The organism is Micromonospora sp. CPCC 205561, assembly GCF_036906775.1.
Taxonomy (GTDB): Bacteria; Actinomycetota; Actinomycetes; order Mycobacteriales; family Micromonosporaceae; genus Micromonospora.
Genome location: NZ_JBAKHV010000008.1, coordinates 73,520 through 86,418, shown reverse-complemented (window position 1 = coordinate 86,418; position 12,899 = coordinate 73,520). Strand labels below are relative to the sequence as shown.

The 12,899-nt window shown below is 76.7% G+C and carries 10 protein-coding genes and 2 pseudogenes; 2 read left to right on the top strand and 10 right to left on the bottom strand.

Features of this window, described 5'->3' with window-relative positions; all coding sequences use genetic code 11:
• Positions 1-83: 83 nt before the first annotated feature.
• The 9 genes and pseudogenes from V6V16_RS07590 to V6V16_RS27885 all read right to left on the bottom strand — a co-directional run.
• Positions 84-1,067, bottom strand: a complete 984-nt coding sequence (locus V6V16_RS07590; protein WP_334560854.1) for a DNA topoisomerase IB — start codon at positions 1,065-1,067, stop codon at positions 84-86.
• Positions 1,051-2,004 carry a glycosyltransferase family 9 protein gene (locus V6V16_RS07585; RefSeq protein WP_334560853.1) on the bottom strand — a complete coding sequence of 318 codons (954 nt, stop codon included), beginning with the start codon at positions 2,002-2,004 and terminating at the stop codon, positions 1,051-1,053. Before V6V16_RS07585 ends, V6V16_RS07590 begins: the two co-directional genes overlap by 17 nt.
• On the bottom strand, positions 2,001-2,702 hold the full coding sequence (locus V6V16_RS07580) for an SDR family oxidoreductase (protein ID WP_334560851.1): 702 nt from the start codon (positions 2,700-2,702) through the stop codon (positions 2,001-2,003). The genes V6V16_RS07585 and V6V16_RS07580 overlap by 4 nt, the downstream gene beginning before the upstream one ends.
• Positions 2,699-4,228: a PfkB family carbohydrate kinase gene (locus V6V16_RS07575; RefSeq protein ID WP_334560850.1), complete on the bottom strand. Its 1,530-nt coding sequence runs from the start codon at positions 4,226-4,228 to the stop codon at positions 2,699-2,701. Before V6V16_RS07575 ends, V6V16_RS07580 begins: the two co-directional genes overlap by 4 nt.
• Positions 4,225-4,890: a D-sedoheptulose-7-phosphate isomerase gene (locus tag V6V16_RS07570; protein ID WP_334560849.1), complete on the bottom strand. Its 666-nt coding sequence runs from the start codon at positions 4,888-4,890 to the stop codon at positions 4,225-4,227. The genes V6V16_RS07575 and V6V16_RS07570 overlap by 4 nt, the downstream gene beginning before the upstream one ends.
• Positions 4,890-6,107, bottom strand: a complete 1,218-nt coding sequence (locus V6V16_RS07565) for a glycosyltransferase (protein ID WP_334560848.1) — start codon at positions 6,105-6,107, stop codon at positions 4,890-4,892. The genes V6V16_RS07570 and V6V16_RS07565 overlap by 1 nt, the downstream gene beginning before the upstream one ends.
• Positions 6,092-7,069, bottom strand: a complete 978-nt coding sequence (locus tag V6V16_RS07560) for a glycosyltransferase (RefSeq protein ID WP_334560847.1) — start codon at positions 7,067-7,069, stop codon at positions 6,092-6,094. Before V6V16_RS07560 ends, V6V16_RS07565 begins: the two co-directional genes overlap by 16 nt.
• Positions 7,066-8,166, bottom strand: a pseudogene (locus V6V16_RS27890) (glycosyltransferase family 9 protein); the annotation flags it as partial. The gene V6V16_RS07560 and the pseudogene V6V16_RS27890, both read right to left, overlap by 4 nt.
• 110 nt (positions 8,167-8,276) lie before the next feature.
• Positions 8,277-8,805 (bottom strand): annotated as a pseudogene (locus V6V16_RS27885) (D-glycero-alpha-D-manno-heptose-1,7-bisphosphate 7-phosphatase); the annotation flags it as partial.
• A gap of 275 nt (positions 8,806-9,080) precedes the next feature.
• Here V6V16_RS27885 and V6V16_RS07550 point away from each other — a divergent pair.
• Both V6V16_RS07550 and V6V16_RS07545 read left to right on the top strand, forming a co-directional pair.
• Positions 9,081-9,518 (top strand): SRPBCC family protein, encoded by a 438-nt coding sequence (locus V6V16_RS07550; RefSeq protein WP_334560843.1) that lies wholly within the window; start codon positions 9,081-9,083, stop codon positions 9,516-9,518.
• Between the two features lie 216 nt (positions 9,519-9,734).
• A complete protein-coding gene (locus V6V16_RS07545) occupies positions 9,735-10,502 on the top strand; it encodes a polyprenol monophosphomannose synthase (protein ID WP_334560841.1) in 768 nt (255 codons plus the stop codon).
• Positions 10,503-11,286: 784 nt separating this feature from the next.
• Here V6V16_RS07545 and V6V16_RS07540 read toward each other — a convergent pair.
• Complete coding sequence (locus V6V16_RS07540) at positions 11,287-12,891, bottom strand: phytoene desaturase family protein (protein WP_334560838.1); 1,605 nt, start codon at positions 12,889-12,891, stop codon at positions 11,287-11,289.
• Between the last annotated feature and the right edge of the window lie 8 nt (positions 12,892-12,899).

The window sequence follows — 12,899 nt, the reverse complement described above, 5'->3', positions numbered from 1 at the left end:
GGCGAGGCGTCCGCCGCCACGGGGGAGGCGGGCGGCCGCCCGGCCCCGGCGCCTTCGCCCGGGCGGGTGCCGGCGGGGCCGGCTCAGGCGTCCTCGAGCAGTTCGAGCACGATCCGCTCGGCCTTCTCGCGCGGCGTCCGCGGGTCGACGGGGGCCAGCACGCCGTCGTGGTAGAGGTCGACCACGCGCGGATCGACGTAGGACGTCCGCGCCACGGTCGGGGTGTTGCCGAGCAGCTCCGCGACGTCGCGCATCACCGCGGCCACCGCCTTCCTGCGGGCGGTGGCCGAGCGCTGCGCGCCCACCGTCGCCAGCTCGGTCGCCGCCAGCACGGTGGCGTGCCAGGTCCGGAAGTCCTTCGCCGTCATCTCCCCGCCGCTGGCGTCGCGCAGGTACTCGTTGACCTCGTCGCTGCGCACGTCGCGCCACTCGCCGCCGTCCAGGTAACCGAAGAGCCGGTCGGCCTCCCGCCGTCGGCGGCGCAGGTTGGTCAGCACCCGGCACAGCTCCGGGTCGTCGATGCGGCGCACCTGCTCGATGCCGCCCTTGGCCGGGAACTCGAACACCACGCAGCCGCCCCGGGTCCGGGCGTGCTCCGGGCGCAGGGTCGACACCCCGAACGTCGGGTCGTCGCCGGCCGCGTACTGGTCGCTGCCGACCCGGAACATCCCCATGTCCAGCAGCCGGGTGACCGTCGCCAGCACCCGGTCGCGGCGCATCCCCCGGCCGGCGAGGTCGCGCCCGACCCGCTCGCGCAGCGTCGGCAGCCGCCGGGCCACCTCCAGCACGTGGTCGAACTTCGCCTCGTCGCGCTTCTCGCGCCACTTCGGGTGGTAGAGGTACTGCTTGCGCCCCGCCGCGTCGATGCCGGTGGCCTGGATGTGCCCGTTCGGGTACGGGCAGATCCACACGTCCCGCCAGGCGGGCGGGATCACCAGCTCCCGCAGCCGGGCGAGGACGTCGGGATCGCGGACCGGTTGCCCGGCCGGGTCGAGGAAGAGCCAGCCTCTGCCGCGCCGCCGACGTCCGTACCCCGGCCGGCCCGGAACACTACGCCGCAACCGCACCTGGGAACCGCACCGCCCTCTCCACCTCGTCCACCGCGGCCAGCACGTCCTCGACGCCCAGCGCCGCCATCGCCGGATGGCTTCCTACCCCGTCCCACCTGCGCCAATCCCCGTCTCCGGCCCAGAGCGCGCGGTGCCGGGGGCGGCCGGGCGGCGGCCCCCACAGGGCCGGGGAGACGGGGCCGAAGAGCACCACCGACGCCGTGCGGTAGCCGGTCGCGAGGTGTGCCACGCCCGTGTCCCCGCTGACCACCAGCCGGGCGTACGCCACCAGCGCGGCCAGCCCGCCGAGGTCGGTCCGCCCCGCCAGCACCGCCCCGGCGGGCAGCCCCGCGTCGGACGCGACCCGTTCCGCCGTCGCCCGCTCGTCCGCGCTGCCCGTCAGCACCACGCGGTGCCCCCGGGCGGCCAGTTCCCGGGCCAGTGCCGCGAACCGGTCCGGCGGCCAGCGCTTCGCCGGGACCTTGGAGCCCGGGTGCAGCACGGTGACCCCGGCCGGGGCGCCGTCGGGCACGGGGCGGCGCAGGTCGAGGTCGGTGCGGTCGGCGGGGATGCCGTACCGGTCGAGGAGCCGGCACCAGCGGTCGACCTCGTGCTCGTCGGCCCGCCAGGCGGGGCCGTCGTGGTGCCCGGCGTCGGGGTTGGCGTGGGCGAGCAACCGGCCGGGGCGGGTGCGGGCGAGCATCCGGTGCGACTCGGGCCCCCGGCCGTGCAGGTTGACGGCGAGGCGCGGCGGCGGGCCGGCCCAGGGCAGCGCGCCGAGGCCCGGCGTGTCGATCAGCCGGTCGACGCCCCCGACGAGGTCGACCAGCGGGGCCAGCCAGCCGGGCGCGACCAGCGCCACCTCCTCGTCCGGGTGGGCGGCCCGCAGGGCGCGCAGCGCGGGGGTGGCGGTGACGAGATCGCCGACGCCGAGGGCGCGCAGGACGAGGATCACGGGTACGAGGTCTCCTGCTCGGCGCAGACGACCATCTCGCGGACCGCGCAGCCGGCCGGCTGGGACAGCGCGAACATGACGGCGGCGGCGGTGTCGGCGGGATCGTTCAGGATCGCGTCCGGGCCGGGTCGGTACGCGGCGTCGCGGTCGTCGAAGAAGGCGGTGCGCATGCCGCCCGGGATGAGCAGCGTGACGCCGACCCGCCCGGCGAGCTCGGCGGCGAGGGCGCGGGTGAAGCCGACGACGCCGAACTTCGCGGCACAGTAGGCGGTGGCGTCGCTGACCGCCTTGATCCCCAGCGTGGAGGCGACGGTGACGATGCTCCCCCGGGACGTCTCCAGGAAGGGCAGGGCGGCCCGGACGACGGCGGCCGTGGCGAGCAGGTCCACGGTCACGATCCGGTCCCAGGTCTCGCCGGGCAGGTCCGCCAGCCGGCCGGGCACGTCCGTCCCGGCCGCGGTGACGACCGCGTCCAGCCCGCCCGACCGCTCGGCGAGACGCCGGGTGGCGGCCTCGGCGGCGCGGGTGTCGGCCAGGTCGCACTCGACCCAGGGCACCCCGTCGGCGGGCGGTTGCCGGTCCAGCACCAGCGGTCGGCCGCCGGCCCGGGCCACGGCCGCGACCACCGCGGCGCCCAGGCCGCTCGATCCGCCGGTGACCAGCACCGTGCGCCCGGCCCCGGGCGGCCCGCCGCTCACCGGGTCCCCTCCGTCGAGGTCGACCGCCGCGCGGAGGGACCGCCGGGAGCGGGGCCCGCCGGGGGGCCGGTCGGCGGCACGGCGTCGGCGAGCGGCGGCCCGCCGGCCCGGGCGGTGCCGGTGGACCGGGTGGCGGCGATCAGCCCGCTGGTGGAGCGCCCGTCCAGGTACGGCACCACCACCGTGTGCCCACCCCAGCGGCGCAGGATCTCCGCCTCGGGCAGGGCGGGCTCGCCGCCGTCGCCGGCGTAGTCGCCGCCCTTGACCCAGACGTCCGGCCGCAGCCACGACAGCGCCGCGTGCGGGGTGGACTCGTCGAAGATCATCACCGCGTCGACGCAGCTGAGCGCCGCGAGCAGCCGGGCCCGGTCGCCCTGCGGGATCACCGGCCGGTCGGGCCCCTTCAGCCCGGCGACGCTGGCGTCGGAGTTCAGGCAGACCACCAGGCAGTCGCCGAGCTGCCGGGCCGCCTGCAACGTCGCCACGTGCCCGGCGTGCAACAGGTCGAAGCAGCCGCCGGTGGCCACCAGCGTGCCGCCGGCCGCGCGTACCGCCGAGACCACGCCGGCGGTCGCGGCCACCCCGACACGCCCGCCCGCGGGACCGGACACCGCGGGTGGCAGCGGGCGCACCGGCGGCGGCAGCGCCGTCGCCACTCCCCCGCCCGCCACGTACGCCGACGCCTCGGCGACAGCCTCCTGCACCGCCTCGGAGACCAGCGCCCCCCGGGCCAGGGCGAGGCTGGCGGTGGCCGCGAACCGGTCCCCGGCGCCGCAGGTGTCCCCCTCGGCGTTGGCCGGGGCCGGCACCACCAGCGGGGTCCCGCCGGCGTGGCAGAGCAGCGCGCCGTCCCCGCCCAGGGTCACCGCGACCGCACCGGCCCGCCAACTGCGGCGCAGGCCCTGCGCGCCCCGCGACGCCGTCGCCAGCCGGGTCGCCCCCGGCGGGACCTGCACCAGCTCCCGCACCTCCGACTCGTTGGGGGTGGCGAGGTGCACCCCCGGCACCGCCGCCGGTCCCCGCGGGTGCGGGTCCCAGACCACCGGCGCCACGGTGGCGGCGAGGGCGGCGCGCAGCGCGGGCTGCCGGGCGACCCCCCGCCCGTAGTCGCTGACCAGCACGGCGGAGGCGCGGGCGATGACCCGCAGCACCGCCTCGGAGGGCTCGCCCGGCGTGCCGGCCACGCCGCCCCGGTCGTGACGCAGCAGCACCCGGCCCCGGGCGCGCAGCCGCACCTTCTCGGGTGTGCCGCCGTACAGCCCGAGGGGGTACACCTGCACGCCGGCCTCGGCGAGCAACGAGCTGAGCCGGGCGCCGCCCGCGTCGTCGGCCAACGCCGTCACCAGCACCACCTCGGCCCCCTGCGCGGCGGCGAAGACCGCGGCCAGCCCGGCGCCGCCGGGCCGGTCCACGTGGGCGGTCTCGTCCAGCACCGGCACGGGCGAATCGGGGCAGAGCCGGTTCACCACCCCCTCGACGTCCCGGTCCAGCAGGGTGTCACCGACCACCACGACGGGTCCCGTCACGTTTCCCTCCTCATCACGCCCGGAGCTGCTGACTCGCCATCGAGCACCACCTCGACCCCCGTCCGCACGGGCGTCCCCGGCGCGGCGAGCAGCGCCGGCAGCGCCCGCTCGACGTACTCGCAGAGGAGGTGGCTGGTGACGAGGTGGAGTTCCTGGACGACCTGGCTGTCGGGCGAGCCGACGGCGAGGACCTCGTGGCAGAGCTCGGCGAGGGGATTGGGGGCGGGGCCGGTCAGCGCCCAGCAGGTGAGGCCGGCCCGGCGGCCGGCGCGGGCGGCGTTGAGCAGGTTGGCGCTGGTGCCGCTGGTGGAGAGCAGCAGGAGCACGTCTCCGTCGCGGCCGTGGGCGCGCACCTGGCGGGCGAAGACCTCTTCGTAGCCGTAGTCGTTGCCGATGGCGGTCACGGCGGACGTCTCGGCGTGCAGCGCGATGGCGGAGAGAGGCTGCCGGTCGTCGCGGAGCTTGCCGACGAGTTCGGCCGTCAGGTGCTGGGCCTCGGCGGCGCTGCCGCCGTTGCCCGCCACCAGCAGCCGGCCGCCGTCGACCAGCCGGCGGGCGAGGGCCTCCCCCCACCGGGCCAGCAGGGCCTCGTGCCGCCGGTAGGTCGGCAGCGCCGCCGCCAGGTTCGCCAGGTGCGCGTCCAGCAGCGTGGCCTCCGTCATCAGGCCACCACCCGGGTGGGCCGGCGCACCGCGGCGACGTCGCCGTAGACCTCCGCCAGCCGTTCCGCCGTGGCCGCCCAGGAGTAGCGCCGCCGCGCCCGGTCCCGGGCCGCCGCGGCGTACGCGAAGCGGCGGATCCGGTCGTCGAGCAGCCGCTGGACCGCGTCGCCCAGGGCGCGCGGGTCCCGCGCCGGGACCAGGTCGCCCGTGACGCCGTCGACCACGGTGTCCTTGATCCCGCCGACGGCGGTGCCCACCACGGGCACCCCGCAGGCCATCGCCTCCAGCGGGGTGAGCCCGAACGGCTCGTACCAGGGGGCGGCCACCAGGACGTCCGCCGAGCGGTACCAGCGGCCCATCTCCTCGCGGGGCACCGCCCCGACCAGCCGCACCCGGTCGGCCACCCCGCAGCTGACGGCGAGGGCGCGCAGCCGGCGGGCGTACGGGTCGGTCTCCAGCAGCCCGGCGGGCGGGCCGCCGACCACCACGCACTCGGCTTCGGGCACGTACGCCATGGCCCGCACGACGGTCTGGAAGCCCTTCCGCTCGACCAACCGGCCGACGGTCAGGATCCGCGGCCGGTCCTCGTCCCGTTCGACCGCCGGCCCCAGCGGGGCGAACGTGGCCAGGTTGACCCCGGACGGGACGACCGTCATCCGGGACCGGGGTACGCCCATCCGGACCAGCTCGCCGACCTCGTCCTGGCACTGGGCGACGACCCGGTCGACGGCGCGGCCCAGCTCCCGCTCGTAGCCGATCCGGCGGGCCGGGCTGGTGTCCTGCACGCCCTGGTGCCGCCGCTTGACCACCCCCAGCGCGTGGTACGTCTGCACGACCGGCACCCCGCTCTGCCGGCCGGCGGCCAGCGCGGCGAGGCCGCTCATCCAGAAGTGCGCGTGGATCACCTCGGGTGCCCAGTCGCCGCCCCGCCACCGCTCGACCAGCCAGCGGCTGAACTCCCTCATGTGCGGCAGCAGGGCGTCCTTGGCGACCGGCTCGGCCGGCCCCGCCGGCACGTGCACCACGTCGTAGCCGGCCGGGGCGCGTACGGTGACGGGCAGGTCCACCGCGTCGCGGCGGGTGTAGACCCGCACGTCGTGCCCGGCGGCCGCGAGGGCGGCGGAGAGCTCGGCGACATGCGTGTTCTGACCGCCGGCGTCCTCGCCGCCCAGGACGGCGAGCGGGCTGGCGTGCTCCGAGATCATCGCGATGCGCATACTTCCTCCTCCAGCAGCCGGTCCCAGTCGGCGAGGAAACGGTCGAGGCCGTAGCGGTCCCGGGCGGCGGCGCGCCCCTCGGCCCCCGCCCGGCGTGCCTCCGCCGGCTCGTCGACGAACCGACGGGCGGCGTCGAGCAGGGCGTCGACGCGGGTGGACAGGGCGCCCGCGCCGGGTGGCACGGCCATCGCCGCCTCGGTGGCGGCCAGCGCGACGACCGGCATCCCGATGGACATCGCCTCGATCAGGCTCAGCCCCAGCGACGTCCACCGGCACAGGTGCAGGTACGCCCGCCGCCGCCCCAGCTCCGCGTGCAGCCGGTGCTGGGGAAGGTCGTCGTGGCTGGCCAGCCGGTCGGCCGACAGGCCGAGGTGCTCGGCCAGCCCCGTCACCTTCATGCCGAAGACGTCCAGCGGGGCGATCTCGGCGAACCGGGGCAGCAGGTCGGTGCCGGTGACCCGCCAGCGGCGTACCGGCTCGTTGATCACCACCGCGAGCCGCGGCAGCTCGCCGGTGTACTCCCCGGCGGGGGCGACGACGCCGTGGTCGATGACGGTGGTGCGGGTGGCGCCGGTGTCCCAGAAGAGCTCATTGAAGCCGGTGACGTGCGCGACGAGCAGGTCGTCGCGGTCGGCCATCGGGTGGCGGCTGTCGGGGACGGCGCCGTCCTTCGGGGTGTTGTGCTCCACGTAGACGGCGGGCAGGTCCCGGCCGGGCCGGCGACCCAGCCACCGCTCGGCGAGGTCGAGTTCCTCGGGACGTTGCAGGATGACCAGGTCCACCTCGGCCGTACGGAGCTCGTCGGGGCTCACCTCGACGGCGCTCTCCGGCCAGGGATACGTGCGGGCGCGGCCGAGGCCGTACGGGCCACGGTCCGGCGTGACGGGCACGAGGTAGCGGTGCTTGCCGTGCACGAAGGACGTGGTCCAGGAGCCGTGCACGTGCCAGAGCAGCACGTTCATCGGCCGCTCCCGCCGGTGCTGGCCACCGCCGGCACGCCGGCGGGCGGCGCCGCCGGGCGCGGCGGGGTCACGCCGAGCAGCCGCAGCGCGTCGAGGACCTGTGCCGGCTCGACGCCGTTGAGGCAGGGGTGCCCGGGCACCGGGCAGCGGGCGGCCCGGCTGTCCCGGCAGGGGGCGTCGGCGTCGCCGAGCCGTACCGCCGGCACCCGCCACGGCCCCCACTGTCCGTACGGGACCGTGGGGGCGAAGAGGCTGACCACCGGCACCCCGTGGGCGGCGGCGAGGTGGGCGGGGCCGGTGTTGCCGACCACCAACGCGGCGGCGCCGGCGATCGTGGCGGCCAGCCCGGCGAGCCCGGTCCGCCCGCCCAGGTCGACGCCGGCGTCGCCGGCCACCCGCGCGGTCAGCTCGCGCTCGTCGGGGCCGCCGGTGACCAGCACCCGGTGGCCGGCGTCGGCCAGGGCGCGCACGATCCGCGCGGCCAACTCCGGCGGGCAGCCCCGGGCCTGCGCGGACGAGCCGGGGTGCAGCACCACGTACCCGGGCGCGCCGGCCTCCGACGGGGGCGCCGGCGTCGGGCGCAGGCGCAGGACGGGGCCGTCGTTCTCGGGCAGGGCGTGGCCGGCCGCGGCGGCGAGGGAGAGGGCGCGTTCGGCTTCGGGTACGCCGGCCGGCACCCGGTGCCGCACGTCGAGCAGGCTGCCGGGATAGTCGTCGCTGATGGCGCTGACCCGGCCGACCCCGGCCAGCCGCAGCAGCAGGGCCAGCGGCAGGGGCGACTGGTGGAAGCTGGTGAAGATGACGGCCTCGTCGGCGCCCACGGCCGCCAGGCGCGCGGTCAAGGCGGCCACGTCGCCGGGCTCGACCGGGTCGGGCGCGGGATCGATCCAGGGCAGCCGGTGTTCGATGATCTCGTCGACACCGGGCAGGAGTTCCGCCGCGGCGCGTCCCCGGGGCCCGCACAGCAGCACCACCCGCTCGGCACCGGCGGCGACGGCGCGGATGCCGGGACCGGTGACCAGCACGTCCCCCGCCGAGTCGGCACGCGCCACCAGCACCGTCCCCGTCCGACGCCCGTCCCGCCGCACGGCGGCCGCGCCGTCGCCGGCCCCCCGGCCGAGCCCGCTCTCCGCGTGCCGGCCGTGCGCGGCTTCCGCGTGCCGGCGGGGCCGGGTGTCCGCGTGCCGGCCGGGGTGGCTGTCGGGCGGCCGGTAGGTGACGGGGTCGATCGCCGCCTGGCGGCGCAGGATCTCCGCCACCGCCGCCGGCAGGTCCGTCGTCACCTGCGGCGCCGCGGCGACCTCGTCCGGCCGGGTCACCGGCGTGGGGACCAGGATCCCGGCCGCCCCAGCGGCGAGCGCGGCCGTCATGTCCCGGCCGATGTCCCCCACCAGCACGCACCGCGCCGGCACCGTGCCCAGCTCCCGCGCGGCGGCGTACACCAGCCCCGGTGCCGGCTTGCGGCAGCCGCATCCGGCGCCCTCGTCGTGCGGGCAGACGAGCCACGCGTCGAAGCGCCCCAGCAACTCCTCGACGCGGGCGTGCACCGCCCGCATCTGCGCCTCGGTGAACAGCCCCCGGGCCAGACCCGACTGGTTCGTCACCACCGCCAGCCCCAGGCCCGCGGCCCGCAGCCGGTCCAGGCTCTCCCGCGCCCCCGGCACCGGCCGCACCTTCTCCGGATCCCCGTTGTACGGCACGTCCTCGATCAGCGTGCCGTCCCGGTCCAGCAGCACCGCGTCGAACAGGACGGGGCCGGTAGCGACCCGGCCGGCGCCGGCAAAAACCCGGGCTGACCTGCGCTGATCCGGCTCCACCTGGTCCTGTCGCACAGCCGGCGGGTTCCCGGCGCCCCGGGGAGTAAACGTGGCCCTCCCCGCGCCCGCCAGGGGCGGACCGCGGCGTCGAGCCGCCCTCGGCGCAGGTGGCGATACCCGTCGCCCGGGAGAAGCTAACCCGTCGTCGTGGTTAGCCCCGCTCGCGCCATGGGTATGGGAGCACAGTGGCGGTTGTGGAGAAAGTGATCGGGGCTCCCCCGGAGCAGATCTGGGCGGTACTGGCGGACGGCTGGACGTACAGCGACTGGGTGGTCGGCACGGTGCACGTCCGCGACGTGGACGATGCCTGGCCCCGGGTCGGCAGCCAACTGCACCACAAGGCCGGGCCGTGGCCGTTCTCGTTGCAGGACTCCTCGACGGTGCTCGCGTGCGAGCCGCCGCGCCGGCTCGTCATCCGTGCGGGCCTCTGGCCCGCCGGGGAGGCGATCGTGGTGTTCACCCTCGAAGCGGTCGGTGCCGACGCGACCCGGATACGTATCGGCGAGGACTTCGCCGCCGGTCCGCTGCGCTGGGTACGCAACAAGGTCAACGACCTCGTGCTGCACCAGCGCAACAAGGAGACCCTGACCCGGCTGGCGGACATCGCCCTGCGGCAGAAGGCGGACGCGTGACCCAGACCGTGGCGGTGCCGGGGCGCGGAGGGCGTTTCGTCTGCGCCCACCGGTCGGCGGGTCGCCCTCGCCACGCTGGCCGGTAGCCTCCGCCGGCCCGGCGCCCGCCCGGGTGAGCCTGGCAGGCCGGGGGCGGTAGGGGTGGCCTTTTCGACCCGGATGTGGCAACTGGCTACGCTCTCAGGGAGCCCTGTCCGCCGACCGAGGATGTCCGACATGATCGAACCCGTGCAGTTGCCCGTGCCGTGGCGGGACGCACGCCTGACCGTCGTGGTGCCCACCTACAACGAGGCGGGCAACCTCCCGGTGCTGGTCGAGCGGCTGCTGGCCCTGCCGCTGCCGGGCCTGAAGATCCTGGTCGCCGACGACAACTCGCCGGACGGCACGGGTGAGGTGGCGGACAAGCTGGCCATCGAGCACCCCGACCGGGTCGAGGTCGTGCACCGGGCCGGCAAGGAGGGGCTGGGCCGGGCGTACGTGGACGGGATCGGGCGCGCGCTCGGCGGCGACGCGGAGTACGTCGCACAGATGGACGCCGACCTGTCACACCCGCCGGAGGCGCTGCCGGGCATGCTCGGCGCCCTCCTCTCCACCCAGGCCGGCGTGGTGATCGGCTCCCGTTACGTCCCGGGTGGCGAGCTGGACGAGAACTGGCCGCTCTACCGGCGGGCCCTCAGCGGCTGGGCCAACCTCTACGTGCACACGCTGCTGCGGGTCCGGATCCGCGACCTCACCGCCGGCTTCAAGATCTGGCGGGCGGACGCGCTGCGCGACATCGGCCTGGAGCGGGTGCAGTCCAACGGCTACAGCTTCCAGGTGGAGATGCACTACCTCGCCACGAAGCTGGGTCACACCATCCTGGAGGTGCCGATCCGCTTCGAGGAGCGGCGCGACGGCGCGTCCAAGATGACCACCGCGACCAAGATCGAAAGCGCGCTGATGCCGTTCAAGCTGCGCAGCAAGCACCGCAACATCGAGCGCTGAACGGGCCCCGGCCCCCGGCTCCAGCCCTGGCGGCCGGCCGCCCCGACCCGCCAGACGGCCAGCGATGGCCCGGCGGGCGGGGCCCGGCGGCCGGGGGCCCGTGGTCTGAGGAAGTCACGGGCACGAAGCCGTCGGGGCCCCCAGGCGTGGCGGGCCGCAGGGGCTGGTCACAGGCCCGGCGGGCGGATGCCGCGGGTCCCGGATGCGGTGCGCGCCACGGATGCGGTGCGAATCGCGGATGCGGTGCGGGCGCCCGCACGGCGGTCCGGTCAAGGCCAGCGGCGGAGTACGGGGGGCCGCGCGGCCGGGCCCAGCAGACGGATCGAGCGGCCCTGCGGTTACGTAGCGCAATGTTACTCACCGTGACCTTGCGAGCGAGCTGCCGACCGCCACTGCGCACCCCTTTGCTCTGCAGCCAGGGACGCACCACGTCACCTACCTGCGGATATCCACGGAGCCCGGCCGCCACTCCCGGCCGGTACGGTGACCTTCCGCAACCGTTGCGTAGGTGGCTGCAGAGCAAAGGGACGCGTGGACGGTCCAGCCGGTCCCGCCCTTCATCACCCTGCGTGAATCACCTCGCCCACAGTGTCCGGTCGAGGCGTTCTCCTCCCGGGTCCCCGTCGCGAGGAAGTGCCAATGCCGATCCCTCGTTCAGCAGACGGCCGTCAGCGCGACCGCCGGCCGGCAGGCGGCGGCGCACCGGTGGGTGGGCAGCGGCGGCAGGCCGGCTCGGATCGGAGCGGGCACGCCGACGCCGTCGGGGCGGGTCGGGTTGGGGCGGTCAGCGGTAGACCGCCCGGTGCGCGGCACCGATCCCGGCTGCGTAGAGCGGGCCGGTGAGCGCGCGGTCGCGGGCCAGGGCGGCGCGGGCGGCGTTGGCGCCGGGGGCGCCGTGCACGCCGCCGCCGGGGTGCGCCGACGCACTGGCCAGGAACAACCGGTCGACCGGGGTGTCCGCGCGGCCCAGGCCGGGAGTCGGGCGCAGGAACAGCTGCTGGTACGCGGCCGCGGTGCCGCCGCCGAGCGCCCCGCCCACCAGGCTCGGGTCGCCCGCCTCCAGGTCGGCCGGCCCGGCCACGTGCCGCCCGACGACCAGGCTGCGGAAGCCCGGCGCGGCCTCCTCCAGCACCTGCTCCATCCGCTCGACGTGCGCGGCGATCTCCTCGGCCCGCCACTGCCGGCGGAACGGCAGGTGCGTGTAGCACCAGAGCGACTCGGTGCCGGGCGGCGAGTGGCTCGGGTCGGCCACCGACATCTGCCCCACCAGCAGGAACGGGTCGCGCGGAACCTCCTTGCGGGCCAGCGCGGCGGCGTAACCGGTGAGCCCGTCCAGGTCCGCGCCGAGGTGCACGGTGCCGGCGGTGGCGACCGCCCGGTTGGTCCAGGGCACGGGGGCCGAGAGCGCCCAGTCCACCTTGAGCGTCGAGCCGTCCCACCGGAAGTGGGCCAGGTCCTCCACCAGCCGGGGCGGCAGCGCCGCCGCACCGACCAGGTCCAGGTAGAGGGCGGGGGCGGGGACGTCGGCGAGCACCGCCCGGCGGGCGCGCCAGAGGGCGCCGTCGGCCGTACGCGCCCCCATCGCCCGGCCGCGCGCGGTCAACACCCGGTCGACCCGGGCCCCGTAGAGGATGCGCCCGCCCCGCTCGGTCAGCCGGGCCACCAGCGCATCGGTGATCTTCTGCGCGCCGCCGTCGGGCACCGGCCAGCCGACCTGCTGGCCGAGCATGGCGAGCAGCCAGCCGTACACGCCGGAGCCGGCCTCCTCGGGCGACAGGTCGGTGTGCAGGGCGCAGCCGGCCAGCAGCGCCGGGCCCCCCTCACCCTCGAAGAGTTCGTCGCCGAGCTTGCGTACCGGCACCACCAGCCGTCGGGCCAGCCGCAGCGCACCGGAGACACGCAGCCGGCGCAGCAGGGTCAGGCCGCCACGCACCGGCGGGAACGGCGTGGTGATGGTCTCCAGCATCGGCTCGGCGACCTGGCACCAGTCGTCGTACGCGTTCAGCCAGCGCCTCCCGTCGCCCGGCGCGAAGGCCTCCAGCGAGGCCGCGGTGACCTCCGGGTCACGGTTGAGCACCGCCGCCCGGCCGTCGGGCAGCAGGTGGGCCAGCACGTCCGGGGAATGCCGCCAGCGCAGCCCGTGGCGTTCGAGCCCGAGCCCGCGCAGCACGGGCGAGGCGTAGCCGAGGGGGTAGAAGGAGCTGTAGAGGTCGCTCAGGTAGCCGGGGGCGGTCACCTCGGCGGAGGCCACCGCCCCGCCCGGCCTGGCCGTGGCCTCCAGCACCAGCACGTCCCAACCGGCGTCGGCCAGCAGATTGGCGGCGACCAGGCCGTTGTGCCCGGCTCCGATGACCAAGGCGTCCGCGCTCTCCGCGCCGGTCGAACTCATCCGATCCG

Bases quoted from the DNA above. Each gene is read 5' to 3' on its own strand.
- V6V16_RS07570 (WP_334560849.1), bottom strand. From the start codon at position 4,890: ATGACGGAGGCCACGCTGCTGGACGCGCACCTGGCGAACCTGGCGGCG.
- V6V16_RS07565 (WP_334560848.1), bottom strand. From the start codon at position 6,107: ATGCGCATCGCGATGATCTCGGAGCACGCCAGCCCGCTCGCCGTCCTG.
- V6V16_RS07560 (WP_334560847.1), bottom strand. From the start codon at position 7,069: ATGAACGTGCTGCTCTGGCACGTGCACGGCTCCTGGACCACGTCCTTC.
- V6V16_RS07545 (WP_334560841.1), top strand. From the start codon at position 9,735: ATGATCGAACCCGTGCAGTTGCCCGTGCCGTGGCGGGACGCACGCCTG.
- V6V16_RS07540 (WP_334560838.1), bottom strand. From the start codon at position 12,891: ATGAGTTCGACCGGCGCGGAGAGCGCGGACGCCTTGGTCATCGGAGCC.